25 protein-coding genes and 1 pseudogene are annotated in these 26,305 nt (G+C 73.0%); 9 read left to right on the top strand and 17 right to left on the bottom strand.

Annotation, left to right across the window (positions count from 1 at the left end; genetic code table 11):
* Positions 1-14 precede the first annotated feature (14 nt).
* Positions 15-734, bottom strand: a complete 720-nt coding sequence (locus AB0M16_RS25310) for a TetR/AcrR family transcriptional regulator (RefSeq protein WP_365346629.1) — start codon at positions 732-734, stop codon at positions 15-17.
* Positions 735-819: 85 nt separating this feature from the next.
* On the opposite strand from AB0M16_RS25310, the gene AB0M16_RS25315 reads away from it, so the two are divergent.
* On the top strand, positions 820-1,776 hold the full coding sequence (locus AB0M16_RS25315) for an ATP-binding cassette domain-containing protein (RefSeq protein ID WP_365346631.1): 957 nt from the start codon (positions 820-822) through the stop codon (positions 1,774-1,776).
* Positions 1,773-2,549 (top strand): ABC transporter permease, encoded by a 777-nt coding sequence (locus AB0M16_RS25320; protein WP_365346633.1) that lies wholly within the window; start codon positions 1,773-1,775, stop codon positions 2,547-2,549. The genes AB0M16_RS25315 and AB0M16_RS25320 overlap by 4 nt, the downstream gene beginning before the upstream one ends.
* A gap of 152 nt (positions 2,550-2,701) precedes the next feature.
* Here AB0M16_RS25320 and AB0M16_RS25325 read toward each other — a convergent pair whose 3' ends face one another.
* Positions 2,702-2,974, bottom strand: coding sequence for a hypothetical protein (locus AB0M16_RS25325; RefSeq protein WP_365346635.1), 273 nt, complete (start codon positions 2,972-2,974; stop codon positions 2,702-2,704).
* A 275-nt stretch (positions 2,975-3,249) separates the two neighbouring features.
* Between AB0M16_RS25325 and AB0M16_RS25330 the strand changes: the two genes are divergently transcribed.
* Positions 3,250-4,836, top strand: coding sequence for a serine/threonine-protein kinase (locus tag AB0M16_RS25330; RefSeq protein WP_365346637.1), 1,587 nt, complete (start codon positions 3,250-3,252; stop codon positions 4,834-4,836).
* On the opposite strand, the gene AB0M16_RS25335 is transcribed toward AB0M16_RS25330, so the two are convergent.
* Complete coding sequence (locus tag AB0M16_RS25335; RefSeq protein ID WP_365346639.1) at positions 4,820-5,626, bottom strand: SGNH/GDSL hydrolase family protein; 807 nt, start codon at positions 5,624-5,626, stop codon at positions 4,820-4,822. The two genes, AB0M16_RS25330 and AB0M16_RS25335, sit on opposite strands and share 17 nt — an antisense overlap.
* Positions 5,627-5,815: 189 nt before the next feature.
* Here AB0M16_RS25335 and AB0M16_RS25340 point away from each other — a divergent pair, with 189 nt between their 5' ends.
* Positions 5,816-6,934, top strand: a complete 1,119-nt coding sequence (locus AB0M16_RS25340) for a DUF5925 domain-containing protein (RefSeq protein WP_365346641.1) — start codon at positions 5,816-5,818, stop codon at positions 6,932-6,934.
* 72 nt (positions 6,935-7,006) lie between these two features.
* On the opposite strand, the gene AB0M16_RS25345 is transcribed toward AB0M16_RS25340, so the two are convergent.
* Positions 7,007-7,381, bottom strand: a complete 375-nt coding sequence (locus tag AB0M16_RS25345; protein ID WP_365346643.1) for a GntR family transcriptional regulator — start codon at positions 7,379-7,381, stop codon at positions 7,007-7,009.
* Positions 7,382-7,455: 74 nt separating this feature from the next.
* Between AB0M16_RS25345 and AB0M16_RS25350 the strand changes: the two genes are divergently transcribed.
* Both AB0M16_RS25350 and AB0M16_RS25355 read left to right on the top strand, forming a co-directional pair.
* The gene (locus tag AB0M16_RS25350) at positions 7,456-8,385 is read left to right on the top strand and encodes a GNAT family N-acetyltransferase (protein ID WP_365346645.1); all 930 of its coding nucleotides are present in this window, start codon (positions 7,456-7,458) and stop codon (positions 8,383-8,385) included.
* Positions 8,366-8,857 (top strand): annotated as a pseudogene (locus AB0M16_RS25355) (DUF402 domain-containing protein); the annotation flags it as partial. The gene AB0M16_RS25350 and the pseudogene AB0M16_RS25355, both read left to right, overlap by 20 nt.
* Positions 8,858-8,896: 39 nt before the next feature.
* On the opposite strand, the gene AB0M16_RS25360 reads toward AB0M16_RS25355, so the two are convergent.
* From AB0M16_RS25360 to AB0M16_RS25380, 5 genes are all read right to left on the bottom strand, one after another.
* A complete protein-coding gene (locus AB0M16_RS25360; protein ID WP_365346647.1) occupies positions 8,897-9,319 on the bottom strand; it encodes a DUF6299 family protein in 423 nt (140 codons plus the stop codon).
* Positions 9,320-9,397: 78 nt separating this feature from the next.
* Entirely contained in the window at positions 9,398-9,859 is a 462-nt protein-coding gene (locus AB0M16_RS25365) for a GNAT family N-acetyltransferase (protein ID WP_365346648.1), read from the bottom strand.
* Positions 9,856-11,352 (bottom strand): tripartite tricarboxylate transporter permease, encoded by a 1,497-nt coding sequence (locus AB0M16_RS25370; protein ID WP_365346650.1) that lies wholly within the window; start codon positions 11,350-11,352, stop codon positions 9,856-9,858. The genes AB0M16_RS25365 and AB0M16_RS25370 overlap by 4 nt, the downstream gene beginning before the upstream one ends.
* A gap of 3 nt (positions 11,353-11,355) precedes the next feature.
* Entirely contained in the window at positions 11,356-11,895 is a 540-nt protein-coding gene (locus AB0M16_RS25375) for a tripartite tricarboxylate transporter TctB family protein (protein ID WP_365346652.1), read from the bottom strand.
* Positions 11,892-12,875, bottom strand: coding sequence for a tripartite tricarboxylate transporter substrate binding protein (locus tag AB0M16_RS25380; RefSeq protein WP_365346654.1), 984 nt, complete (start codon positions 12,873-12,875; stop codon positions 11,892-11,894). Before AB0M16_RS25380 ends, AB0M16_RS25375 begins: the two co-directional genes overlap by 4 nt.
* Positions 12,876-13,006: 131 nt before the next feature.
* Between AB0M16_RS25380 and AB0M16_RS25385 the strand changes: the two genes are divergently transcribed.
* Positions 13,007-13,684: a response regulator gene (locus AB0M16_RS25385; protein WP_365346656.1), complete on the top strand. Its 678-nt coding sequence runs from the start codon at positions 13,007-13,009 to the stop codon at positions 13,682-13,684.
* Here the strand turns inward: AB0M16_RS25385 and AB0M16_RS25390 are convergent.
* Positions 13,666-14,232, bottom strand: a complete 567-nt coding sequence (locus tag AB0M16_RS25390) for a hypothetical protein (RefSeq protein ID WP_365346658.1) — start codon at positions 14,230-14,232, stop codon at positions 13,666-13,668. The two genes, AB0M16_RS25385 and AB0M16_RS25390, sit on opposite strands and share 19 nt — an antisense overlap.
* Before the next feature lie 178 nt (positions 14,233-14,410).
* Between AB0M16_RS25390 and AB0M16_RS25395 the strand changes: the two genes are divergently transcribed.
* A complete protein-coding gene (locus tag AB0M16_RS25395; protein WP_365346660.1) occupies positions 14,411-15,376 on the top strand; it encodes a lytic polysaccharide monooxygenase in 966 nt (321 codons plus the stop codon).
* Between the two features lie 14 nt (positions 15,377-15,390).
* On the opposite strand, the gene AB0M16_RS25400 is transcribed toward AB0M16_RS25395, so the two are convergent.
* From AB0M16_RS25400 to AB0M16_RS25410, 3 genes are all read right to left on the bottom strand, one after another.
* Complete coding sequence (locus AB0M16_RS25400) at positions 15,391-16,263, bottom strand: alpha/beta fold hydrolase (RefSeq protein WP_365346662.1); 873 nt, start codon at positions 16,261-16,263, stop codon at positions 15,391-15,393.
* 168 nt (positions 16,264-16,431) lie between these two features.
* The gene (locus tag AB0M16_RS25405; RefSeq protein ID WP_365346664.1) at positions 16,432-17,391 is read right to left on the bottom strand and encodes a hypothetical protein; all 960 of its coding nucleotides are present in this window, start codon (positions 17,389-17,391) and stop codon (positions 16,432-16,434) included.
* Complete coding sequence (locus AB0M16_RS25410; RefSeq protein WP_365346666.1) at positions 17,388-20,954, bottom strand: DNA polymerase III subunit alpha; 3,567 nt, start codon at positions 20,952-20,954, stop codon at positions 17,388-17,390. The genes AB0M16_RS25405 and AB0M16_RS25410 overlap by 4 nt, the downstream gene beginning before the upstream one ends.
* Before the next feature lie 155 nt (positions 20,955-21,109).
* Between AB0M16_RS25410 and AB0M16_RS25415 the strand changes: the two genes are divergently transcribed.
* Entirely contained in the window at positions 21,110-22,150 is a 1,041-nt protein-coding gene (locus AB0M16_RS25415; RefSeq protein WP_365346668.1) for a DUF3533 domain-containing protein, read from the top strand.
* 90 nt (positions 22,151-22,240) lie between these two features.
* Here the strand turns inward: AB0M16_RS25415 and AB0M16_RS25420 are convergent, their stop codons facing one another.
* The 4 genes from AB0M16_RS25420 to AB0M16_RS25435 form a co-directional block, all read right to left on the bottom strand.
* A complete protein-coding gene (locus tag AB0M16_RS25420) occupies positions 22,241-23,101 on the bottom strand; it encodes a S1 family peptidase (RefSeq protein WP_365346791.1) in 861 nt (286 codons plus the stop codon).
* A gap of 264 nt (positions 23,102-23,365) precedes the next feature.
* Positions 23,366-24,220, bottom strand: a complete 855-nt coding sequence (locus AB0M16_RS25425; RefSeq protein ID WP_365346670.1) for a S1 family peptidase — start codon at positions 24,218-24,220, stop codon at positions 23,366-23,368.
* Positions 24,221-24,426: 206 nt separating this feature from the next.
* Positions 24,427-25,242, bottom strand: a complete 816-nt coding sequence (locus tag AB0M16_RS25430) for a DUF1684 domain-containing protein (RefSeq protein WP_365346672.1) — start codon at positions 25,240-25,242, stop codon at positions 24,427-24,429.
* A gap of 21 nt (positions 25,243-25,263) precedes the next feature.
* A complete protein-coding gene (locus AB0M16_RS25435) occupies positions 25,264-26,244 on the bottom strand; it encodes an ABC transporter substrate-binding protein (RefSeq protein ID WP_365346674.1) in 981 nt (326 codons plus the stop codon).
* Between the last annotated feature and the right edge of the window lie 61 nt (positions 26,245-26,305).

Raw genomic sequence — 26,305 nt, forward strand, 5'->3', positions numbered from 1 at the left:
CCGGTCCCCGCCGGTCACGGGCCGGGCGGGGCGAAGGAGTCCAGCAGGCGGGCGATGGTCAGCTCGAAGATCTCCTCGGTGTCGGCGGGTGCCGGGGACGCGGCGATCAGCGCGGCGAGGTGCGGGTAGGCGCCGGTCGCCAACTGCTCCATGAGGTAGGCGCCGCGCACCGCCTGCTCCTCCTCCTCGCTCCAGGGCAGCCCGCGGGCCCGCTCGGCGATGGCCTGCTCGTTGCGGACGGTGGCCATCACGGTGCCGTTGACCATCGCGATGAGCTGCATCCTCTGGCCTGGTTCCACGTCCAGCGGTGCCAGGGCGCCCAGGCACCACTCCAGGTAGCGCAGGGCGTTCGGGCTGAAGCCGTAGGCGGTGGTCATGACCCGGGTCAGCCAGGGGTGCCGGTACATGATGGCGCGGGTCTGCCGGGCCAGGTCGGTCATGTCGGCCCGCCAGTCGCCGCTGGGCGCCTCGGGCAGCTCGTACTCCTCGCCGGCCGCGTCGACCATCAGCTCGTACAGGTCCTCCTTGCGCGGCACGTAGTTGTACAGCGACATGGTGCCGCAGCCGAGGTCGGCGGCGATGCGGCGCATGGAGACCGCGTCGATGCCCTCGGCGTCGGCGATGCGGACGGCCGCGGCCACGACGTCCCGTCGGCTGTAGGCCGGTTTCGGGCCTCGGCCGGTGCGCTCGGGGCGCGCCCAGATCACTTCGGGTTCGGCCGCTCGGCCCGCCATCGGTCATCACCCTTCCTCGCCCCGCCGCCCATCGTAGTGACCGGCGCGGTTACGTACACCGTACGTAGTGCGCTAGGGTCACCCCATGACAACTACGTACGCTGTACTTAGTGAGGGGCTGCAGAAGCGGTACGGGGAGGTCCAGGCGCTGCGCGGACTCGACCTCGCCGTCCCCGAGGGCACGGTCTGCGGCGTCCTCGGCCCCAACGGGGCCGGCAAGACCACCGCCGTGCGGGTGCTCACCACGCTCGCGAGGCCCGACTCGGGCAGTGCCCGGGTCGCCGGGTGCGACGTGGTCCGCGACCCGGCCGGGGTGCGCGAGCGGATCGCGGTCGCCGGGCAGTACGCCTCCGTCGACGGCGACCTCACGGGCGCCGAGAACCTGCGCCTCTTCGCCCGCCTGCTGCGCGCGCCGCGCTCCCGCGCCGACGAGCTCCTGGAGCGCTTCGGGCTCGCCGGGGCCGCCGACCGGCCGGCCCGCACCTACTCCGGCGGCATGCGCCGCCGCCTGGACCTGGCGGCGAGTCTCGTCACGCGGCCGCGCGTGCTCTTCCTGGACGAGCCGACCACCGGCCTCGACCCGCGCAGCCGCAACGAGATCTGGGACGCCGTACGGGGGTTGGCGTCCCAGGGCACGACGGTGCTGCTGACCACGCAGTACCTGGAGGAGGCCGACCAGCTCGCCGACGAGATCGTCCTCGTCGACGAGGGCCGTGCCGCCCAGCGGGGCACGCCGGCCGAACTCAAGGCACTGATCGGGCACTACGCGGAGGTCGTGGTCGCCGACGCCTCGTTCCTGGACGCCGCCGCCGCGGTGCTCGACCGGCTCACCGGCTCCGCCCCCCTGCTCGACGCCGGGCGCCGCACGGTCGGCGCGGTGACCACCGACACCACGCTCACCCTGCCGCGGATCGTGCGGGAGGCCGACGCGGCCGGGGTCCACCTGGTCGACGCCTCCCTGCGCCCGCCCACCCTCGACGAGGTGTTCCTGCGCCTGACCGGCCGCGCGCCCCGTCCCGAGCCCCAGGAGGCCGCCGCATGAGCGCCCTCGTCCACGACGGCACCGCGATCCTCGGCCGCCATCTGCAGCGGATCCGGCACGCCCCGGCGATCACGGTCATGACGCAGACCATGCCGATCGTCTTCCTGCTGTTCTTCGGGTACGTGTTCGGCAGCGCGCTCGCCATGCCGGGCGCCGACTACCGGGCGTTCCTGGTGCCGGGCATGCTCGTGGCGACGGCCGCGAACGGCGTGATGACCGGCATGTTCCAGGCCGCACAGGACACCCACCGCGGGGTGACGGACCGGCTGCGGACGATGCCGGTCAGCCGGGCCGCGGTCCCGCTCGGCCAGGCGCTCGCCGATCTGGTGACCAGCGCCGCGGGGATGGTCCCGCTGCTGCTCGTCGGGCTCGCGATGGGCTGGCGCGTCGAGGGAACGGCCCTGGACGCGCTCGGCGCCCTCGGACTGCTCCTGCTGTTCCGCTTCGCGACGACCTGGGTGGGCATCCTGCTCGGCCTGGCCTCGCGGAGCGAGGAGGCGGCCGGGCAGCTGGGCAGCGCCACCTTCATGCTGCCGCTGCTGTCCAACGCGTACATCCCGACCGAAGGAATGCCGGGCTGGCTGCGCACGGTCGCGGAGTGGAACCCGATCTCGGCGGTGACGACCGCCGTGCGGGAGCTGTTCGGGAACGCGTCCGTGCCGGCGGACGCGGCCTGGCCGGTGGCGCACCCGGTGGCCGGGGCGCTGCTCTGGTCGCTGGCGCTGATCGCGCTGTGCGCTCCGGCGGCGGTCGGGCGCTACGCCCGCACCTGACGCCGCTTCGGGCGGTACGCCGGGGGCCGTGGACAGGAGGAAGCGCCGGACGGGCGGGGACACGTCCGGCGGGCGGTCAGGAGTTCAGGGGCCGAGCGGGTGCGGGCGGGGTGGTGCGTCGGGGTACGCGGGTGCCCGGCCCGGACGACCTGTCAGCCGTGGCTGCCGAAGAGCGAGCGGCGCAGTCGGCGCAACGGGGCGAAGAGCGAGACCCGCGCGCTGCGGCTGCGGTGACCGTGCATCGGCACCTCGCGCGTACGCGATGTCAGTTCCCGCATGAGCAGCGTCGCCTCGGCCGCCTCACGCTGGGGCACGGCGGGACCGCCGAGCACCGCGAGATGGCGGTCGAGTCGCGAACTCGTCGCGCTGCTCCCGCAGGTGATGGCAGGCACTCGCGGCCTGCTGCGCATTGCTATCTGTTCCATGTCACTCCCCACCCGTACGAGGGCACCCGGCCCGGGCAGGTTAACCCTATCGCCCCGCTACGACACCCGTGTATTCCGGCCGCAGGATTCACCGTCTGTGTACGGGGGTTGACGATCACTGTCCGAATCCATCTGATTCCAGGGTGAGTTGGACAGCGATCGAACACCTGTCGAACCGTCACGAACCATCCTGCACGCGCGGCCCCCACCAGGAGGCCCTTCACCGGGTGTGATCTCCGCCACCAAAATCGGCGGGGCTCGGCTACCGTGGAGTGATGACGCTCATCGCGGGTCGTTACCGACTGCTCGACGTGCTCGGCGAGGGCGGGATGGGGACCGTCTGGCGGGCCCGGGACGAGGTCCTCGGACGCGAGGTGGCCGTCAAGGAGGTCCGGGCGCCGGCCGGGCTGCCCACCGAGGACCGCGAGCGGCTGTACGCCCGCCTGGAGCGTGAGGCGAGGTCCGCCGCGCGGATCGCGAACCGCAATGTCGTCACCGTCTACGACGTGGCCCTGGACGACGGGCGCCCCTGGATCGTGATGGAGCTGGTCCGCGGGCTCACCCTGGCCGAGACGCTGGAGGCCGAGGGCCCCATGCCGCCGCAGCGGGCCGCGCACATCGGCGCCGACGTGCTCGCCGCGCTGCGGGCAGCGCACGCGGCCGGGGTGCTGCACCGGGACGTGAAGCCGGCCAACGTCCTGCTGGCCAACGACGGCCGGGCGGTGCTCACCGACTTCGGCATCGCGGCCGTGGCGGGGACCTCCCCGCTCACCATGACCGGCGAGCTCATCGGCTCCCCCGAGTACCTCGCGCCGGAGCGCGCGCTGGGGCACACGCCGGGGCCCGCGGCCGACCTGTGGTCGCTCGGCGTGCTCCTGTACGCCGCCGTCGAGGGCGTCTCGCCCTTCCGTCGGGAGACCGCGCTCGACACCCTGCGGACGGTCGTGGACGAGGAACCCGCGCCTCCGGTGCACGCCGGGCCGCTGGCCCCGGTGATCGAGGCCCTGTTGCGCAAGGATCCGGAGCAGCGCCTCCCGGCGGACGCGACCGAGGAGCAGCTGCGGCTGATCGGCGCGGGCGGCACCCCGCGCACCGAACGGCTGCAGGTGACGGCGCCGTACGCGCCGCTCCGGACGGGCGGTTCGGACGCCGAGGGCGCGGGGCCGGCCGGGCCGGTGGGCCCCGGGCCGACGGCTCCGATGCCGGCGCCCCGGCCGGAGGAGCCGCGTCGGCGGCGCCGTGGCGCGCTGCTCGCCGGGATCGCGGCGCTGCTTCTGGTGGCGGGCGGTCTGACGTACGCGGCGCTGCGGGACACCGGTTCGGGCGAGTCGCCCACGGTGCCGCCGGTCACGACGAGCGCGCCCACGACGGCGCCCACCACTCCCCCGCCGACGACGCAGACCACGAGCCCCTCGCCCAGCGCGACGACGACTCCGCCGGTCGCGGTGCTGCTGTTCGTACGGGCGGTGCGGGACACGTACCAGGGGACGTGTCCGCCCGCGGAGGCCGCGGCCCCGGCGTTCACGGCGACGGTCACGGTGGACCGGACGCCGGCGACCGTGTCGTACCGCTGGGCGACGGAGAGCGGCGAGGCCCAGGACGCGCAGTGGCAGACGCTGGACTTCCCCGAGGGCGGGCCGACCGAGCAGCAGCTGGACCGCACGCAGGCGGCGTACGCGCCGGGCGCGGCGGTCATCGACCGGATCCGCCTGGAGGTCCGCACCCCGGTCGTGCGGCAGTCCAACTGGGTGGCGTTCACGGTGGAATGCGAGGAGACGACCCCGCCGTCGACGCCGCCGACGACGGCGACGCCTTCGGGCGGGACCGCCTCCCCGGGCGGGAACGCTACGCCGCCCCGTTGAAGCTCGGCAGGTAGCCGCCGGACTGTCCGGAGGCGGTGGGGTGGTACGACTCCCCGATGTTGAGCCAGTTGACGCTGTGCAGCCAGGCCGAGCCCGAGCAGATCTCGTGTCCCGTGAAGGCGGGGACCACGCTCGCGAAGGTGTAGCCGTGGTTGGCGGCACGCTTGGCGGTGGCCGCGTTGAGGTAGTCGGAGGCGTCGTTGATGGCTCTGCGCTCGTTCTCGCTCAGGCCGGCGACGCAGGTGCCGTTGAGCTGGTAGAAGCGCGGGTAGCCGAGGACGACCACATGGGCGTTGGGGGCCTTGTTCCTGATGGCCGTGTAGACCGCGTCGAGCTTGCCGGGCAGGGTCGTGTCGACGTAGCTCTTGGCTTGATTCACGCGATTGATACAGGTCGCCTCGGACTGCAGGACGCAGGTGGTCATGACGTCCGCGAATCCGGCGTCGTTGCCGCCGATCGTGACGGAGACCAGGTCGGTGGCGGTGGAGAGCGGTCCGAGCTGATTGGCCGTGACATCACCCGTTCGGGCGCCCGAGCAAGCGGTGAACGCGAAGGACGAGGGGGCGTTGGCGTTCTTCCAGAGGACGGGATACGCCTTGGTGGAGCGCTTGCAGTCGCCGCTCGCACTGTCGTAGCTCCCGGCCCCGACACCTGAGGAGTACGAGTCTCCGAGGGCGACGTAGTCGAGTGCGGCGCTCTCGGCGGCCTGAGCGGCTCCTGCCCCGGTGAGGGCGAGGACGGCGCCGAGGAGGAGCGAGGACGTGAATGCCGTGAATCGGGACAGTCTCATGGAACCTCCCTGTAGCAGGATCTCTGCGTTACCAGGTAGTAGCAGCGGATCTGCCGCACCGGAAGTGTCCATGTCAAAAGTAGGGGTGAACAGCTGCCGACACCTCCTCAGAAACCGTCGACTTCAAGCCAAGGGACGAACCGTCAAAAGTCGATGCGCCGGAGCACCGCCGTGGCCGATCATGGCGCCATGTCTGCCACCCACGGCGCACCGCGAGACCCGTCCCTGCCCGAGCGAGCCGTCCCCCTCCGCCTCCACCTCACCGGCGACGACGCACCCTCCGACGTCGTCGACGCCCTCTTCCTCGGCCGCTTCGCGACCGGGGAGCAACCCCACGTGCACAGCACCAGCCTGGAGCGCGTGAGGCCCGCCGCGACCCTGCTGCCCGCGGGCGCGCGGCTGTTGCGCGCGACCAAGGGCGACGACCGCAGCTCCGTGCTCGCCGAGGGCGAGGGCTGGACCGTACTCGTCTCCCGCTGGAGCCGGGGCGCCGACGTCACCGTCACGGCGACCGACGCGGAGCTCGCCGAACGGATCCTCAAGGAGGCCGTCGACGGGGCGAAGGACGAGCCCGAACCGCAGCCGGAGAACGTCACCATGGGCTTCTGGTACGTGTCGCCCCGACGCGGCCCGCACCGGACCACCCGTCAGATCGGCGCCGGCACCTGGCAGGAGGTCCGGCCCAACTACACGGCGCCCGTGGCCGAGGCCATGGACCGGCTGATGACCGTCACCCCCGAGGACATCACGGGCCGGCTGCTGCTGCTCCACGGCCCGCCCGGCACCGGCAAGACCTCCGCACTGCGCACCCTCGCCCGGTCCTGGCGCGACTGGTGCCAGGTCGACTGCGTCCTCGACCCCGAGCGTCTCTTCAGCGACGTCGGCTATCTCATGGACATCGCGATCGGCGAGGACGAGGGCAGCGCGAAAGGCCGCTGGCGCCTGCTGCTCCTGGAGGACTGCGACGAGCTGATCCGCGGCGAGGCCAAGAACGCGGCGGGCCAGGCGCTGTCGCGGCTGCTCAACCTGACGGACGGTCTGCTCGGACAGGGCCGCAACGTCCTCGTCGCCGTCACCACCAACGAGGACCTGGAACGGCTCCACCCCGCCGTCGTCCGCCCCGGCCGCTGCCTGGCCCGGATCGAGGTCGGGCGACTCACCCGGGCCGAGGCGGTGACGTGGCTCGGGCGCGAGGAGGGAGTGGGCCGGGACGGAGCCACGCTGGCCGAACTGTTCGCGTTGCGGCGCGGCACGTCGGCGGTGGGCCTGCCCGAGCCCCGCACGACGGACGCGGGGCTCTACCTGTAGGAGTCGGCTCGCCGCTCGGACCGGGGCGCCCCGCGGGGGCCCGGCACGACCGGCGAGCCGCCGCACGGGGCGTCAGGCGTCGTACGCCGCCCTGAGGGCGTCCCGTACCGCCGCCTCCGCCGCGTCCCTCGTCAGGCCCAGGCGGTGGGCCTCCGTCGCATAGCCGGCGGCCGCGGTGGCGGCGAGGCGGGAGGCCGCGTCGGAGGCGGAGGCGACGAAGGTGCCGTTGCGGCCGCGGGTCTCGATCACGCCGTCCGCCTCCAGGGCCTTGTACGCCTTGGCGACCGTGTTCGCCGCGAGGCCCAGGTCCTCCGCGAGCCCCCGCACGGTCGGGAGCTTGTAGCCGACGGGCAGTTCGCCCGAGCGGGCGCTCTCCGAGATCTGGGCGCGCAGTTGTTCGTACGGAGCGGTGGTGGAAAGGGCATCCACGCTGATTCGAAGCGTCACCCGCCCGATTGTGCACCCGGCCCGCGGGAAAATGGGAGGCGCCCGGGCATGCCCGCCGCATAGCGTGCGGCACCATGACTGTGATCGTCCGCGATATGCGGCCCGGGGTCCCGGAGGACGCCGAAGGCTACGCCCGGGTGCGGCGCGTCGCCCTTCCCTTCATGCTCGCCACCGGCCCTCAGGTCGCCCACGACTGGACCCACGTCCATCCTGATGCCCAGGGCAGACCGCTGGTCGCCGAGATCGACGGGCAGATCGTGGGTACCGCTCAGGTGTCACTCGCGTACGAGTCCCCCGAGCCGGGCCTCGGCGACGTCAACGTCTACGTCCATCCGGACCACCGCGGCACCGGCGCAGGCGGTCTGCTGCTGCGCGCCGCCGAGGAGCACCTGGCCCGGGCCGGGGCGACCACGCTCTACAGCTGGGTGCTCGACGAGCCGGCGTACCGCTCCTTCGCCGAGCGGCGCGGGTACGCCCCGAGCCGGTCCGCCTACTTCCTGCGGCTCGACCTGAGCACGGCCGAGCTGCCCCGGCTCCAGGCGGCGCCCGCCGGCGTCGAGCTGCGCACGGCGGCCGACTTCGCCGCCGATCCGCGCCCGCTGTTCGAGCTGGACGCGCTCACCACGGCCGACGAGCCGGGTGACGTGGCGGCCGAGCTGACCGACTACGAGTACTGGCTGGCGACCACCTGGAACCATCCGCTGCTCGACCGGGCGCTCACCACCGTGGCCGTGGTCGACGGCCGTCCCATCGCGTTCAGCGCGGCGCGCACGGACGGCCTCGGCCGCTACTCGTCCGGGATGACGGGCACGGCCCCGGACTTCCGTGGCCGGGGGCTGGCCAAGCTGGTGAAGAACGACTCGCTGCACCGGGCCCGCGCGGCCGGCTGCACGGAGGCGTTCACCGGCAACGACACCGGGAACGACCCGATGCTCGCCGTCAACCGGTGGTTCGGCTACGAAATCTGCGCGACGGAGGTCCGCCATGTCCGCACCATCGGCTGAGGCCGCGAGCCGGATGGAGATCGCGCTCGTCAAGGCGGGCCGGACGAAGATCCGCTACCCCGCGGAGCTGCTCGCCGACGACGGCGTCCGGCTGACCGTCCGCGCGCCCTGGGCCGCCGAGGGCGTACGGGACTTCGGCTTCGTACGCTTCGAGCCGGGCGACGTGTTCACCGAGCACTACTGGCGCGACCGCTGGTACGCGGTGAAGGAGGTCCGCTCCGGCGACGGCACGCTCAAGGGCTGGTACTGCGACGTGACCCGGCCCGCCGCCGTCGACGGGAGCACCGTCGTGGTCGAGGACCTGGACCTCGACCTGTGGGTGTCGGCGGACGGCGCCGAGGTGCTGCGGCTGGACGAGGACGAGTTCGCGGCGAGCGGCCTGGCCGCCTCCGACCCGGAGGCGGCCGAGTGCGCCGTGACGGCCCTCGACGAGCTCGCGGCGCTGGGCCGGGACGGGCTGCTCGCCCTGCTCGTCCAGGGGGGGCGTCCTGCCGACCGGGCCGGACGGCGCCTAGGAGTCCAGCGTGACCTCCTGGCTCTCCTGGGCCAGGAAGCCGGGGAGCGGCAGGCCCATCGGCCCGGTGGGGGTGAGCTGCATCAGGGTGGCCTCCACCCGCGCCTCGCCGGCGCGGTAGCCGGGCTCCTTCACGACGGCGCTGTTGGTCCACTCGTGGACCAGTCCGTCGCAGACGGCCCGGGTGCCGCCGATCCCGGCTGAGCGGTCCTCCTGGATGAGCGTGGAGCTGACGAAGACCGGGCCCGCGCCGTCGTCGACGCAGCGGTAGGAGCCGGAGAGGGTGATCGAACCGTCCTCGGCGAGCGTCCCGTTCGGGTCGACGGAGAGTCCGTCGGCGGGTCCGGCGTGGGCGGTCGAGACCGTCGCGGCGGTGACGGCCAGCAGGGCTCCTGCGGCGAGGGCGAGGCGAGCGCGCATGGGTGGGGGTCCCTTCGGGGGTGGGGGGATGACGCTGCCCGCCAGGGATACCGGATCCGGCCTCCACTCCCCCGAAACTCACTCGATCGGGGGCGAGTTGAGGACGTCCTTACGGTAGTGAATACGGTCGTACGGTCCGTCCACGCGCCGCTCGGAGACCGCGTAGCCGTAGCGCTCGTACAGCTTCTGGTTCTCCCACATCATCGCGTTGGTGAGCAGCCGCACCTCGGGCAGGCCGAGCTCCCGGGCCCGCTCCTCGACCCAGGCCATCAGGGTCCGGCCGAGGCCGGTCCCCTGGGCGTCCGGGTGGACGGCGACGGTGTCGAGGTAGAGGTGGCCGGTCTCGGGGATCACGACCACGAGGCCGGCCACGGGCTCGCCCGCGACGAACACCCGCCCCGCCGCCACGTTCGCCGCGTGGTCCTCCTCCATCGGGGCCGGCACGACGCCGATCCGCTCGATGTAGTGGTGGAAGGCGGCGTCGATCACGGCCTTCACGGCGGGCACGTCGGCGGCGACGGCGGGGCGTATGCGTGTCATACCGTCACGGTACGACGGCGCGTGATCAGTTTCCGCAGCAGCGGCCAGGCCAGGAGGACCAGGACCACCGCGTAGACGGTCACCGAGAACGGGGTGTTCACGAGTCCCGCCGCCGAGCCGTCGCTGATCTGCAGGGCGCGGCGCAGCTGCTGCTCGGCGGCCGGGCCGAGGATGACACCGATCACGGCGGGCAGGACGGGCAGTCCGTAGCGCCGCATGCCGAATCCGATGAGGCCGATGACCAGCAGGATCACCAGGTCGAGGGCCTCGCCGCCAACCGCGTACGCGCCGACGGCGGCGAAGAACAGGATGCCGGCGTAGAGGTACGGACGCGGGATGCGGAGCAGCTTCGCCCAGACGGGCGCGAGCGGCAGGTTGAGCGCGAGCAGCAGCACCATGCCGACGAAGAGCGAGGCGATCAGGCCCCAGACCAGGTCGGGTTCGCGTTCGAAGAGCAGCGGGCCCGGCTGGATGCCGTACTGCTGGAAGGCGGCGAGCATCACGGCGGCGACCGCGGTGGTCGGCAGGCCGAGCGTGAGCATGGAGACGAGGGTGCCGGCGGCGGAGGCGGAGGCGGCGGACTCGGGGCCCGCGACGCCCTCGATGGCGCCCTTGCCGAACTCGTCCCGGTGCTTCGAGAGGCGCTTCTCGGTGACGTACGACAGGAAGGTGGGGATCTCGGCGCCGCCGGCCGGGATCGCGCCGAAGGGGAAGCCGATGAGCGGTCCGCGCAGCCAGGCCTTCCAGGTGCGCCGCACGTCCCCCCTGGCGAGCCACGGACGGCCCACGGGGATGGCCTCGCCCGCGGTGCGGCGCAGATGGGCGGCGACCCACAGGGCCTCGCCGATCGCGAACAGTCCGACCGCGACGATCACGACGTCGATGCCGTCGGCGAGCTGGAGCGAGCCGAAGGTGAGGCGCTGCTGGCCGGTCATCTGGTCGAGGCCGACCAGACCGAGGGTGAGGCCGATGAGCAGCGAGGCGAGGCCGCGGATCCGGGAGGAGCCGAGGACGGAGGTCACCGCGATGAAGGCGAGGACCATGATGGCGAAGTAGTCGGGGGCGCCGATGTCGACGGCGAGCGCGGCGACCGTCGGGGCGAGCGCGACGAGCAGGATCGTGCCGGCCAGGCCGCCGGTGAAGTGGCCCACGGCCGCGGCGGCGAGCGCCTGGGCGCCTCGGCCCGCCTTGGCCATGGGATTGCCCTCGATGGCCGCGACCACGGCCGCGCTCTCGCCGGGGGTGTTGAGCAGGATCGACGTGGTGGAGCCGCCGAACATCGCGCCGTAGTAGATGCCGGCGAACATGATGAAGGCGCCGGTCGGTTCGAGCCCGTACGTCACGGGGAGCAGCAGCGCGACGGCCATGGCGGGGCCGATGCCGGGCAGCACGCCGATGGCGGTGCCGAGGAGGACGCCGACGGCGGCCCACAGCAGGTTCATGGGGGTCAGGGCGGTGCCGAACCCGTCGATCAGCGAGGTCAGAGAGTCCATGGGTCAGAGCACTCCCATCAGCGGGCCGCCGGGCAGCGGGACCCCGAGGAGGTTGTCGAAGAGGACGTAGGTGAGGAGGGAGAGCACGGCGGCGATCAGCGGGTCGCGGTGGGGGTGGCGACTGCCGAGGGCGTGGGCCGCGCCCCAGAAGAGCAGGGCACCGGCGACGGGGAAGCCCACCGGGCCGATGAGGACGGCGAAGCCGAGGAAGACGCCGGCCAGCAGCAGCACGGTGCGCCGGTCGCTCGGCTCGGTCAGGTCGACGTCCTCACCGCCCTCGGCCTCGCCGCGGCCGCCGCGCAGGACGTCGATCGCGAGGAGGACGGCGACGGCGAGCAGACCGGCGCCGACGACGAGGGGGACGGTGCGGGGGCCGACGGGGCCACGCCGGCCGATGTCGACGTTCATGCCGAGGGCGTCGGTGAGGACGAGGGCACCGAGGAGCAGGAGGACGAGGCTCACGCCGAGCTCGGAGTGCTCGCGCAGCCAGGACTTCCGCACCGCATCCGGGGTGCGGGTGTCGCGGTCGGTCGTCGTGGTCACAGTCCCAGCTCCTTCAGGACGGATCCGACGCGACGGTCCTGTTCGGTGAGGAAGGTGCCGAACTCGTCGCCGGGCAGGAAGGCGTCGTTCCAGCCGTGGGTCTTGAGCGACTCGCGCCACTGGGGGGAGTCGTGCAGCTCGGTGACGAGGCCGACGAGCTTGTCGCGCTCGGCGTCGGACAGGCCGGGCGGGGCGACGACGCCGCGCCAGTTGATGAACTCGGTGTCGAGCCCGGCCTCGCGCAGGGTCGGCGCGTCGAGCCCGGGTACCCGCTCGGCGCCGGTGACGGCGAGCAGCCGCAGCTCACCGGACTTGATCTGGTCGAGGTACTCGCCGACGCCCGAGACGCCGAAGGCGACCTTGTCGCCGAGGATGGAGGCGAGCAGCTCGCCGCCGCCGTCGAAGGGCACGTAGTTGACGCTCTTCGGCGGGATGCCTGCGGCCTGGGCCATCAGCATCGGGGCCAGGTGGTCGGGCCCGCCGGGCGAGGAGCCGCCGCCGACGGGCAGCTTGCCGGGGTCCTCCTTCCAGGCGGCCAGCAGCTCCTGGACGGTCTTGTACGGGGAGTTCCTGCCGACCACGACGATGTCCTGCTCCATGGTGAGCCGGGCGATGGGGGTGGTGTCGGCGAGGGTCTTCGGGGTCTTGTTGGTGTGGACGGCGCCGACGACGCCGAGGCCCATGGACATGGCGAGCCTGCCGTTGCCGCGTTCGCCGACGAGCCGGGTGAGGCCGACGGTGCCGCCGGCGCCGGGCAGGTTGAAGACCTCGATGCCGGAGGTGAGTCCGGCGTCCTCGGCGTTCTTGGCCGCCGTACGCGCGGTGATGTCGTAGCCGCCGCCGGGGGTGTTCGGGACCATGAAGCGCAGGCCGGGGATCTGTGTGCCGGTGTCGGCGCCGCTGCCGGGCTTGAGCAGCGGCGGCCCCACGAGCACGAGCAGAGCCGCCCCGAGCAGGGCGAGGGGGGTGCGCAGACGCACGTGTGCCGCCTCTCGGAAGGTAGGGGTGGAGGTGTGAGGTGGCCCACATGTTGCCTGCGCGTTAAGAAGCTGTCTCGCTTCCGCAATCAACGGACGTTGTGGTCGTTGCGGTCGCGTCCTACCTTGTCGGCGTGACGAAGGTGCTGGTGGTCGACGACGACTTCATGGTGGCGAAGCTGCACTGCCGCTACGTGTCGGCGGTGCCCGGCTTCTCCGTCGTCGGTGTCGCGCACACCGGCGCGGAGGCGCTGCGCGCCGCGCACCGGCTCCGGCCCGATCTGGTGCTGCTCGACATCTTCCTGCCGGACACGGACGGGATCGCGGTGCTGCGCGAGCTGCGGGCGACGGGCCTGGCGGTGGACGCGCTGTTCATCACGGCGGCGCGGGACGTGGAGACGATCCGCTCGGCGCTGCGCGCCGGGGCCCTGCACTATCTGATCAAGCCCTTCAACCAGGCGGCGCTGCAGGAGCAGCTGCGCCACGTGGCCTCCCTGCAGGGCCGGCTCGACGGGCTGGCGCAGGCGGAGGCCCGCCAGGAGGACGTCGACCAGATCTTCGGCGCCCGCCCCCGCGGCTCCCGCGAACTGCCCAAGGGTCTCGCCGCCCCCACCGCGGAACTGGTCGACTCGGTGCTCCGCGCCCACCCGGAGGGCCTGTCGGCCACGGAGTGCGCGGAGCGGGCGGGCACCCTGTCCCGGGTGAGCGCCCGTCGCTACCTGGAGTACTTCGCGGAGACGGGCCGCGCGGAGGTCACCCTGCGGTACGGGGGAACGGGACGGCCGGAGCGGCGCTACCGGCGGCTGGGCTGACGACGACGCCGCCGGCCGATCAGGGCCCGCTGTTCGGCCTGGAGCCGGGTGAAGCCCTCCTCGGCGTACCGGTGTATGTCCCTGGCGGGGAAGGTCACCACCGACAGGTGCTCGCTGTAGTCGCCCTGCTCCCAGCGGGCGAAGATGATGTCGTAGCCGGCCACGTGTGCGTACAGCTCCAGGAGCACGGGGGGCATCCCCGGCTCGTCCAGCAGGTCCGCGTGCTCGACCACCACGTCGCGCATGGCGCGGATGTTGGGCAGGAAGACCGTGGTGACCCACAGCCGCCACTCGGCCAGCTCCGCCTCGGTGGGCGGGGTCTCGTCCCGGAAGGCCGACTTCCCGTTCGGCCGGGCGTGGTGGGTGAGGAACTCCTCGAACATGCGCGAGTTCGTGCTCGTCAGCGCGTACAACGGGCCGTAGAAGTCGCCGAGTTGCCGGTTGACCCGGGCCAGTCGCTCCTGCCGCTGGGACAGCCGGAGGCTGTTCAGGTAGGTCACGAGGTAGCCGACGAAGGCCAGGACGATGGTGACGACCACTGCGCTCATGAACGCGGATGCTAGTTCGGGTCGGGCGGACGGCGCTGTCTGTGGCCCCGCTTAGAGGCCCCTTAACGCGACCATAAGGATCGTCTTCTTCCGTTCCTCGGGCCGTTTTTCGTGGATCCCGCGGGCTAGCTTGCTGGACAACCCCCCACACCCACCCTCGTGAAGGAGTTGTCCCCCCATGACCTCACGCCGTACGGCCGCGGCCCTCACCACCACCGCGGCGCTCGCGTTCACCGGACTGGCCGCGGCGCCCGCGCTCGCGCACGGGTCGATGACCGATCCGGTGAGCCGGGTCGCGACCTGTTACGCGGAGGGGCCGGAGAGCCCGAAGTCGGCGGCGTGCAAGGCGGCGGTGGCCGCGAGCGGGACGCAGGCGTTCTACGACTGGAACGGGGTGAACATCGCGAACGCGGCCGGCAAGCACCGCGAGCTGATCCCGGACGGGAAGCTGTGCAGCGCCGGCAACGACAAGTACCGCGGCCTCGACCTCGCCCGCGCGGACTGGCCGGCCAGCCGGATGAACTCCGGTGCGCACACCTTCCGTTACAAGGGGACCGCGCCGCACAGGGGCAGCTTCGCGCTCTACGTCACGAAGGACGGCTACGACCCGTCGAAGCCGCTGAAGTGGTCGGACCTGGAGGAGAAGCCGTTCGCGACGGTGGCGGACCCGGGGATGCAGAACGGCGACTACGTGTTCTCGGGCACCGTGCCGAAGAAGTCGGGGCGCCACCTCATCTACTCGATCTGGCAGCGCTCCGACTCCCCCGAGGCCTTCTACACCTGCTCGGACGTGGTGTTCGGGGCGGACACCGCGCCGTCGTCGGCGCCGACGGCGTCCGTTCCCACCGCGGCCCCGACGGCGGCTCACGGGGGGCACGGCGGGCACACGGCCCCGAGTGGCACCCCGGCCCCGGCGTCCGCGGCCCCGGGCACCGAGGCTTCGGACACCGCGGTTCCCGGCACCGCGGCTCCGGGCACCGCCGCTCCCGCGCCCGCTCCGCAGGGTTCCGGTGAGGAGCTCGCCGAGACCGGCGGCGACGCCGCCACGCCGTATCTCGCGACGGGCGGCGCCGCCGTGCTCGCGCTGGGGGCGGCGGTGCTGTTCGCCACGGCCCGGCGCCGGTCGGCCGGGTCCCGGCGCTAGAGGCGCTGGAGGCGCTAGCCGACGACCGACAGGCAGGTGGTCGGGGTCGCGTGGGCCGGGTCGAGGGCGTTGTTCACCTCGTGGAAGACGATCCGGTCCACCGTCCCGATCGCCACGTGCTCGGACAGGTCGAGCGCGCACCGGTCCTGGAGCAGGACGTTGTCGACGTTCGGGCCGGAGAGCCAGCCCGACTGGTAGGGCGTGACGACCTCGTCGTAGCGGGTGGCGATCACCGTGTACCGCACGCCGGGCACGGTGTCGCCGCCCGCGTTCAGCTTGGTGAGGAACGCGGAGCCGGCGATCTGGTCGGCGAGCCCCGGGGTCGAGGCCTTCAGCAGGTCCTCGGCGCCCGGGAAGTAGGGCAGGAGCTTGGTGAGGCCGCTGAGGGTGGTGCCGTGGTTGTCGGGGGCGATGCCGACGAGGGCGTTCACCTTCTCGCCGCCGCCGAGGAACTTCAGGTAGTAGCGGGGCATCATGCCGCCCTGCGAGTGCCCGACGAGGTCCGCCTTCCGGGCGCCGGTGGCGGCGAGGACCCGGTCGACGTAGGCGTCGAGCTGTTCGGCGGACTTGTCGATCGGGCCGAGCCCGTGGAAGAACGGCACGTTCGGCAGCTGGCCGTAGTCGAGCGAGAAGACGCAGTAGCCCCGGTTGACGAGGTACGGCGCGAGTCCCAGCCAGTTGTCGACGGAGTTGCCGAGGGTGCCGTGGACGAGGACGACCGGGCGGGGGTGCTCGGCGGACGGCTTGCAGGAGAAGTCGTTCCAGCCGCGGCTCGTGGCGGACTCGGTCTGGGCGGTGTCCGCCTGGGCGGCGGTGGGGGTGAGGCTTGCGGCGGCGGTCAGCAGCAGGACGGACAGCGCTCTGACGGCGTGCTTCCAGGGCAGCATCGGGCGATCTCCTTGCGGCTCAAGGGGAAAGAGGGGTGCCTTACGCCCTGCGGTCCGGACCACAAGTGGGGATGCGCTTCCAGCCAAGCTACGCACCAGTAGGTTCGAGGGGAAGTTACGCGTCGGTAAAAAGTGCCGTGTCGACGCGGCTCCGTCCGACGCGCCGGTTCAGGCCGCCAGCGAGCCCGGCAGCACCGCCCTGGGGCCGTACTTCGCGCGGGCGCGGTCCGCCACCGCCTCGATACGGCGGGCCTTGTCGTCCGCCGGGTCGAAGGTCAGCTGGTGGGCGGCGCCCTCGGCAGGGGCCAGGCCCTCGGCGCGCAGGGCGACGCCCCGGACGCGGGCCCGCTGGAGACCGAACGAGGCGAGGATCGCGTACGCGAGCGTGGTGAGGTCGGTCGAGTGGGCTGTGGGTTCGCGCAGGGTGCGGGTGCGGCTCGACGTGGTGCGGTCCGCATAGCGCACGGTGACCGTCAGCGAGCGGCACACCTGGCCCTCGGCCCGCATCCGTGCACCCAGCTCCCCGGTCAGCGAGAGCAGCGCCCTGCGGTGCTCGCCGGGGTTCAACTCGTCCTGGGGGAAGGCGCGTTCGGCCGCCAGGGAGCGGGAGAGCTCGCCGGGGACGACGGGGGTGCGGTCGATGCCGCGGGCGCGTTCCCACAGCTCGCGGCCGACCTTGGCGCCGACGAGCCGCTGGAGGACGGCGAGCGGTGCGTCGGCGACCCGGCCGACGGAGTCGAGACCGTAGCCGCAGAGGGTACGGGCGGTGGCGCGGCCGACCCCGTCGAGGGCGACGACCGGCCGGTCCCGCAGGAAGGCCGCCGGGTCCTCGACGACCAGGGTGACGCCGGGCCGGGCCTCACGGGCCGCCATGCGGGCCAGCAAGGGGTTGGGTCCGGCGCCGATCACGCAGTCGACCCCGTACAGGGCGAGCGCCCTGACCCGGATCACCGAGGCCAGTTCGGCCGGGCTCCAGCCGAAGTAGCGCAGCGCGCCGCGCACGTCGGCGAGCGCCTCGCCGGGCGGGGCCGCCTCGACGACCGGGGTGAACTCGCCCAGGAGGTCGATCAGCTGGGGGAGCATCACCTCCCCCGCGCGCTCCAGTCGGAACCGTACGCAAAGGATCATCCCGCGCTCCCCGGACTGCTGTGCCACAGTTTCCGCGCCGGTGTGGCGGCGCCTTCCCCGGCCGGCTGGAGGTCGGCCCAGGGGTTCATCGTGTAGCCGGTGGACATCGTGATCCGGCGGCCGGTGCCGGCCTCTCCGGGAGACTCGGCGGCCGGCTCGGTCGCGGGCTCGGAGAGGCGCTCCCCCACCGCCTGCAGGCCACCGGCGGCCCGCAGTTCGGCCAGTTCGGCGAGGTTCCAGGCGGCGGAGCCGACCACGCTGAGGCTGCGCGGTCCGCGCCGCTGCACCACGCCCCGGACGAGCAGCAGCCAGGAGTGGAAGACGGTGTGGGCGCAGCGCTCGTGGGAGTCGTCGAAGAAGGCGAGGTCGATCAGGCCGGTGCCGTCGTCGAGGGTGGTGAAGATGACCCGCTTGCCCGAGCGGATCGGCGGGGTCTGGGTGGCCGCCTTGGCGCCGGCGACCAGGACGGTCCGGCCGTGCCGGGCCGAGCGCAGCTGCTGGGCGGACACGACGCCGAGTTCGCGCAGGAAGGCCCGGTGGTCGCCCATGAGGTGGCGGGAGGCGTCCATGCCGAGGATGCCGAGTTCGGCGCTGAGCCGTTCGGTCTCGTCGAGGTCGGGCAGGCCGACGGGGGCGGTCTTGCGGCCCTGGGCGAGCGGGAGCTGTCCGCCGTAGGAGGCGGTGCCGCGCTGGACGCGGTGCAGTTCGGTCAGGTGCAGGAGCAGGTCGCGGCGGTTGGCGCCGAAGGCGTCCAGCGCGCCCACCTGGGCGAGGCGTTCGGCGACGGGTTTGCGCGGACGGGCCCGCTCCCAGAAGTCGAGCAGGGAGGCGTAGGGCTGTCCGGCCTCGATGCGGGCGCCCTCGGCCTCGCTGATGCCGTGGACGTCGGTGAGGCCGAGCCGGAGGCCCCAGGCCTCCGTGCCGCCGCCGGCCACCCGCTCGATGCGATGGGCGACCGCCGACCGGTTCACGTCGAGCGGCAGCACGGGCACCCCGCGCCGCCGGGCGTCCGCGAGCAGCAGCCGCTTCGGGTACATGCCGGGGTCGTGGGTGAGCAGCCCCGCGTAGAAGGCGGCCGGGTGGTGCGCCTTGAGCCAGGCCGACTGGTAGGTCGGCACGGCGAAGGCCACCGCGTGCGCCTTGCAGAAGCCGTACGAGCCGAAGGCCTCGACGATCTCCCAGGTGCGGGCGACGACCTCGTCGGCGTACCCCTTGCGCCGTGCCTGCTCGGCGAACCAGGTCCTGATCCTCCCCTGCGACTCGGGGTGGGAGAGCCCGCGGCGGACCTGGTCGGCCTCGTCGCGGCCGCAGCCGGTCATGATGCTGACGATCTCGATGATCTGCTCGTGGAAGACGACGACGCCGTACGTCTCCTTCAGGGCGTCCGTCAGGTCGGGGTGGGGGTAGCGGACGGGGGCGCGGCCGTGCCGGGCCTCGATGAACGGGCGGACCATGTCGGCGGCGACCGGGCCGGGCCGGAAGAGGGAGATGTCGACGACGAGGTCGTGGAAGTTCTCGGGCTGGAGCCGGCCCACCAGGTCGCGCTGGCCGGGCGACTCGATCTGGAAGCAGCCCAGGGTCTCGGTGGAGCGGATCAGCCGGTAGGTGTCGGGGTCGCCGGGCGGGACGGCGTCGACGTCCGGGCGCGTGCCGGTGGCCCGCTCGACCTCGGCGACGGCGTGCGCCATCGCGGACTGCATCCGGACCCCGAGGACGTCGAGCTTGAGCAGGCCGAGGTCCTCCACGTCCTCCTTGTCGAACTGCGACATGGGCAGTCCCTCGCCGCTGGTGGGCACGACGGGGGTACGGCCGAGCAACGAGGCGTCCGAGAGGAGCACGCCGCAGGGGTGCATGGCGATGCCGCGGGGCAGCGCGTCGAGGGCCTCGACCAGCTCCCAGAAGCGGGTGTTCCCCGCCCGTTCGGCCTTGAGCTCGCGCAGTTCGGGCAGTTCGTCGAGGGCGGCGCGGGCGTCCCGGGCGCGGATGTGCGGGAAGGCCTTGGCGATCCGGTCGGTCTCGGCCGGGTCCATGGACAGGGCGGCGCCGACGTCCCGTACCGCGTGGCGGACCCGGTAGGTCTCGGGCATGGCGACGGTGACGACCCGCTCGGCGCCGAAGCGGTCGAGGATCGCCCGGTAGACCTCGATGCGGCGGGCGGACTCCACGTCGACGTCGATGTCGGGCAGGGCGGTGCGGCGCTTGGACAGGAAGCGTTCCATCAGCAGGCCGTGCTCGACCGGGTCGGCGTGGGCGATGCCGAGGAGGTGGTTGACGAGGGAGCCGGCGCCGGAGCCGCGTGCGGCCACCCGGATGCCCATCTCCCGTACGTCGTCGACGACCTGGGCGACCGTCAGGAAGTAACTGGCGAAGCCGTGGTGGGCGATGATGTCGAGCTCGTGGTGCATCCGGTCCCAGTAGGCGCGCCGGTCGGGGCGGCGGTCGTAGCCCTTGAGGACCATGCCGGCGGCGGCCCGGGAGGCGAGCACGCGCTGGGCGGTGCGGTGGGCGGCGCCGACGAGGTACGGCTCGGGGAAGTGCGCGGAGCCCATGCCGAGGTCGTCCTCGGGGTCGACCAGGCAGGCGGCGGCGACGGCCTCGGTGCGCTCCAGGAGCCGGTGCGCGGCGTCCTGGCGGAAGCCCGCGGCCTCGACGATCCGCTCGGCGCAGGCCAGCATGTCGTCGGCACCCTTGAGCCAGGCCTCGCCGCTGTCGAGCCCGGCGCGCGGGTCGACGGGGACGAGCCGGCGGGCGGAGTCGAGCACGTCGGCGACCGGGCCCTGACCGGGGTCGGCGTACCGGACCTCGTTGCCGAGCACGGGCCGGACGCCCTGCTCTGCGGCGAAGCCGACGGTACGGGCGGCGAGCCGCAGCGAGCCGGGCCCGGTGCCGGAGCGCCCGTGGTGCACGACCTCCAGGCACAGGGCGTCGCCGTACCGCTCGCGCCAGGGGACGAGCAGGCGCGCGGCCCGGTCGGGCCGGCCGGCGGCGAGGGCGCGACCGACGTCGGAGCCGGAGCCGAGCAGGACGAAGAGTCCGTCGCCGTGGTGGGCGGCCCGGGGCAGGACGGGCCGCCCTTCCCCCGCGTGGGCGTGGGCGGCGGTGACGAGCGCGCAGAGAGCGGCCCAGCCGGCCCGGGAGCGGGCGAGGAAGACGGCCCGCGGCGCGGACTCGTCCACGAAGGCCCCGCCCCGTACGGGCAGCCGCCGCGCGGAGGTCCGCCCGCCGCGGCCGCCACCGGGTGCCGGGCGCCCGTCCGGTCCCGCGCCGTCCGGTCCCGCGCCGTCCGGTCCCGCGCGGTCCGGTCCAGCGCCGCGCGGTCCCGCGCCGGGCGGGACGGGGGCCAGGAACGGCTCGTACGCGAGGTCGACGCCGAAGAGCGGGCGGACCCCCTCCTTCTCACAGGCCTTGGCGAAGCGGACCACGCCCGCGACGGTGTCGCGGTCGGTCAGGGCGAGGGCGTCCATGCCGCGCTCGGCGGCGCGCTCGGCCAGCCGGGCCGGGTGGGAGGCGCCGTAGCGCAGGGAGAAGCCCGACGCGGTGTGCAGATGCGTGAACCCCGGCATGCGCCACACCTCCCACACTCGAATTCGTACATACGTTCCCACCCCCTCGAACCCAGCGTAGCTCATTTTCGAACGTCCGTACGATAACCGTGCGACGTCAGCCGTTCAGACCCGCCCCACCTGCGCGAACACCCCCTTGCCCGGAGCGTGGGGGCATGAGTTTCGTCGACGAACTGAAGAGCGCCGTCACCCCCCGGGCAGCCCTGCTGGTCGTGGGCGTCTTCGCCCTCCAGCTCCTGTTCATCACCTCGTACGTCGGGGCCCTGCACGATCCGAAGCCCACGGACGTGCCCTTCGGTGTGGTCGCCCCGCAGCAGGCGTCCACCGTCCTCGTGAACCGGCTGGAGAAGCTGCCCGGCGATCCGCTCGACCCGCGCACGGTCGCGACCGCCGACGAGGCGCGGGACCAGATCCTGAACCGGGAGATCGACGGAGCCCTGATCGTCGACCCACGGGGCCGCACCGACACCCTGCTCGTCGCCTCCGGTGGTGGCACCGTGCTCTCCACCACCCTGGAGCAGATGTTCACCCAGCTGGAGGCGGCCAACCAGCGCGCCGTGCGGACCGTCGACGTGGCCCCGGCCTCCCCGCAGGACTTCGACGGACTCTCCGCCTTCTACCTCGTCGTCGGCTGGTGCGTCGGCGGCTACATCTGCGCCGCGATCCTGGCGATCAGCGCCGGTTCACGGCCGGCCAACCGGGAGCGGGCGATCATCCGGCTCGGGGCGCTCGCGCTCTACGCGGCCCTCGGCGGCCTCGGCGGCGCGATCATCGTCGGCCCGATCCTCGGCGCCCTGCCCGGCAGCGTCGCCGCGCTGTGGGGCCTGGGCACCCTGGTGGTCTTCGCGGCGGGTGCCGCCACCCTCGCCCTGCAGTCGGTGTTCGGGATCGTCGGCATCGGGCTGGCGATCCTGCTCATCGTGGTCGCGGGCAACCCCAGCGCGGGCGGCGCCTTCCCGCTGCCGATGCTGCCGCCGTTCTGGAAGGCGATCGGCCCGTACCTCCCGCCGGGCGCGGGCACCTGGGCGGCGCGCTCGATCGCGTACTTCAAGGGCAACGACATGACCGCCTCGATGCTGGTCCTGTCGGCCTGGGCGGTCGTCGGCACGGTCGTCACCCTGGTGATGTCCTCGTTGAAGCGGAAGCCGGAGCCGGAGCCGATCGCCTCGGAGGTGGGCGGGCCCGCACCGGCCTGAGACGGCCCGACGGAGACGAGGGGTGCCCCCGGCGCGTCCGCCGGGGGCACCCGTCGTGCTGTCGCTGCGCGTCGCCGGGGGCGACTCGACTCAGTAGACGCTCACGCCGTACGCGCTGAGCGCCTCCGTGACCGGCTGGAAGAAGGTGGTGCCGCCGGAGGAGCAGTTGCCGCTGCCGCCCGAGGTGAGGCCGATGGCGCGGCTCCCGGAGTAGAGCGGGCCGCCGGAGTCGCCGGGCTCCGCGCACACGTTGGTGCGGATCATGCCGTAGACGATGTCGCCGCCGCCGTAGTTCACGGTGGCGTTGAGACCGGTGACCGAGCCGCTGTGGGTGCCGGTGGTGGAGCCGCGGCGGGTGACCGACATGCCGACCGTGGCGTTGGCGGCGCTGGTGATGTCGACGCTGCCGACCGTGCCGGACTTGGTCACCGTGGTGTTGGTGTAGCGCACGATGCCGTAGTCGTTGGTCGGGAAGCTGGAGCCGGAGGTGGAGCCGAGCACCGTGGTCCGGCCGGAGTTGGACCACCAGGTGCCCGCGCCGTCGGTGCAGTGACCGGCGGTGAGGAAGTAGTAGTTCCCCGCACTGTCCCGGACGTTGAAGCCCAGCGAGCAGCGCCAGCTGCTCGCGTAGATGGCGTCACCGCCGGAGATCAGCTTCCTGAAGGTGCCGGAGGTGCGCTCGATGCGCAGGGCTCCGGCGTTGGCGCCGGCCTGGCGCTTGATCTTGGCTATCTCCGCCTGGGAGACGGTGGAGTCGACGGTGACGACCATCTTGTTGGTCGCCGGGTCGAGGTTCCAGGCGGTGCCCGGCACGTCGGCGGCGAGGACGGCGTCGCCCGCGGCCGAGAGCTGGGAGGCAGTGAAGGTGCCGGCCGACGCGGCGGAGTCGGCATTGGCGGCGGGAACGGCGATCGCCGCCGCGGCGATCAGACCGGTCGCCACGGCGAGCATCCGGATCGTTCTCGTGGGGGTGGTGCGCGTGGTCCTCACTTCTCGTTCCTCCAGAGGGGAATCGGGGGTCCGCCGTGGGGGTGGCCGGACCCGTGAGCCGCGGCCTTGGGGGGCCCGCGCTGTGGGGGAGTCTCAGGCCGTACGACTTCGCGCCGCAAGGGCTGCTTTCGGCCGTACATCCTTCAACTGACCAGCTTTATACGGGAGTTGCTCAGGTCTGCCTCGGCCTCGGTCCAGGACGCGACCTCGGTCCAGTCCTGGGCCTCAGTAGAGGCTGACCTTGTACTTGGCGAGCGCCTCCGGCACCGGCTGGTAGAACGTGGTGCCTCCGGTCGAGCAGTTGCCGCTGCCGCCGGAGGTGATGCCGAGCGCCTTGGTGCCGTCGTAGAGGGCACCGCCCGAGTCGCCGGGCTCGGCGCAGACGTTGGTCTGGATCATGCCGCGCACGGTGCCGCCACCGGAGTAGTGGACGGTGGCGTCGAGGCCGGTCACGGTACCGCTGCGGGTGCCGGTGGTGGAGCCGGAGCGCTTGACGGACTCGCCCACGTAGGCATCGGCCGCGGTGAAGCCGCCGGTGTGGCTGAGCGAGGTGTTGTCGTAGCGAACCAGGGCGTAGTCGTTGCCCGGGAAGCTGGAGCCGACGGTGGCGCCGATCAGCGTGGACTGCGCGGAGTTGGCGTACCAGGTGTTCGCGACGTTGCCGCAGTGGCCGGCGGTGAGGAAGTAGTAGGTGCTGCCGCTGCGGACGTTGAAGCCGAGCGAGCAGCGGTAGCCGCCGCCGTAGATGGCGTCGCCGGCGGCGAGCAGCGGCTTGAAGACACCGGGGGCCCGCTCGATGCGCAGGGCTCCGGCGTCGGCGCCGGCGGTCTGGCGGATCTTCGCGAGGCCGGCCTCGGAGACCGTGGAGTCGGCGGTGACGACGACTCTGCCGGAGGCCTTGTCGACGTACCAGGCGGTGCCGCCGACGTCCGCCTTCAGCACGGCGGCGTCCGCGCGGGCGAGCGCCGCGGCGCTCGCGGGTCCGGGAGCGGGGGCGGCCTGGGCGCCGGGCAGACCGAGGGCGGTGGCAGCCGTGACGGCGGCGGCGACGGCGAGCAGTCGGATGCGCGTGGTCCTCACTGTTCTCCTTCGGGGTACGGCGGAGGGACCCGTGGGTGACGGGCCCATGAGGCACCGTCAGGTGACGTGTTCCTGACATGCACCGCCAGCGATACTGGCCGCTCGAAACGGAACACACAAGACCGCCCGCACCCCTTGTCTACGCGCGCGGACACGCGCGGACGGCGCGGCCCCCCGTAGGCCCGCGCCGTCCGTGGCCGGCAGGTTCAGCCCTCGACGACCCGCCGCTCCCCCGCCGCGACCGCCGTGTCCAGCGTGTTCCCCGGCGGCGGGAAGGGGCAGATGAAGTGCGCCGCGAACGCACACGGCGGCAGCAGCGCCCGGTTCAGGTCCACCGTCACCGAGCCGTCCGCCGCCGGCGCGGGCGGCCGGAGGAACCGGAAGCGATAGCTGTCCCGCCCGCTGGTGGCGTCCGCGAAGACCGCCCAGAGCGTACCGTCGTCCTCCACCGCCACCTGCAGGCTGTGCTCGGCACCGTGCAGGTCGAAGACCAGCTCACCGGCGAGCCCCAGCCCGCGCTCCTTGCCGTCCGCGTTCTCCACCCGTACGTGCCGGTCCTCGGCGTACGGGCGGAACACCCCCGGCCGCACCCACGCGTCGTCGTACGGCGTGGCCTCGATGCCCCGGAAGGCGCGCCGCGCCTCCGACTCGGGGTCGAAGTCCCGCACCGCCCACTCCCCCTCACGCCGCAGGACGACGAGCCGGCGGCCGGCCGACTCGGCCCGTGACTCGTGGATCGGGGGGTGGTCGGCGGTCAGCCGCACGGTGCCGATCAGCGGCTTGCCGTCGACGGTGATCGCGTCCTCGGCACCCGCCGTCAGGACGACCTCGTCGCCCTCGGCCCGCCACTCCCCGGGAACGTCCGGAATTCGCCCTTCCGGGTAGTCCGAGAGCCAGTACGTGCCGGTCAGCGAGAGCGGTCCGTAGGACGAGGCGACCGCCGCCGTCCGCTGCTCGTGCCAGTGCTGCCACTCCTGCCGGGGGTCGTCGCCGTGCGCGCCCCGGGCTGCATCCGTACTCATGGTGTGTCACCTTTCCACACGTCAGTTCTTGGTGCGGGGCAGGCCGGGCGGGTTGGTCTCGGAGCTCGTCACCGCCTCGGTGCTCAGCCCCCAGCGCTTGAGGACCTGCGCGTAGGTGCCGTTCTCGATGACGTGGTTCAGAGCGGCGGCATAGGCGTCGACGAGGCCGCTGTCCTTCTTCGTGGTGGCGGCGATCTTGCCCTGGAGCCCGGCGCCGGCGCCGGAGAACTTGCCCACGATCTCGGTCTGGCCGGCCGAGGCGACGTGGTAGGCGGAGGTCGGGTTCGGGCCGAGGTAGGCGTCGATGCGGCCGGACTGGAGTGCCAGGTAGTAGTCGGTCTGGTTCTGGAAGTACGTGATGTCGACCGGCTTGCGGCCCGCCTTCTCGTTCTGCCGGCTCCAGTCGACCAGGATCTTCTCCTGATTGGTGCCGGAGCTGACCGCGATGGTCCGCCCCGCGACGTCGGCGGGGCCCGCGACCTTCCAGCCGGCGCCCTTCTTGGCCTCGAAGGCCAGGTCGTCCAGGCGGTAGGTGGCGAAGTCGTACTTGTCCTTGCGCTCCTCGGTGACGGTCACGTTGGAGAACACGCCGTCGAACTTGCCGCTGTCGAGGCCGACGAAGAGGTTCTCCCAGGAGACCGGGGAGAACTCGGGCTCCACTCCGAGGGTGTCGGCCACGAGGGTGGCGATGTCGAGCTCGGCGCCGATCAGGGTTCTGTCGTCGGTGGCGTAGAAGGCGAGCGGCGGGGCGCTGCCGGTGGAGACGCCGAGGCTGAGCGTCCCGCGCTTGCGGACGGCTTCGGGGAGCTTGGCGGCGATGGCGTCGACCTTGGCGGTGTGGACGCGCTGCTGGTCCGGGCCGAGGTTGATCGTGGTGCCGCCCTTCTGGCCCTTGGGCGCGACCTGGTCGGTGGCGGCGTCGCTCGCGCCGCAGGCGGTGAGCGGGCCGAGGGCGGAGAGCGCGGCGAGGGCGACGACGAGCGGACGGTGGCGGAGGGACATGGGGAACTCCTTCGATGGGGTCGGTGGGAGGACCTCGGAGGTGATCGGAAGACCACGGAGG

Source organism: Streptomyces sp. NPDC051921 (genome assembly GCF_040680975.1).
In the GTDB taxonomy this organism is placed as follows: domain Bacteria; phylum Actinomycetota; class Actinomycetes; order Streptomycetales; family Streptomycetaceae; genus Streptomyces.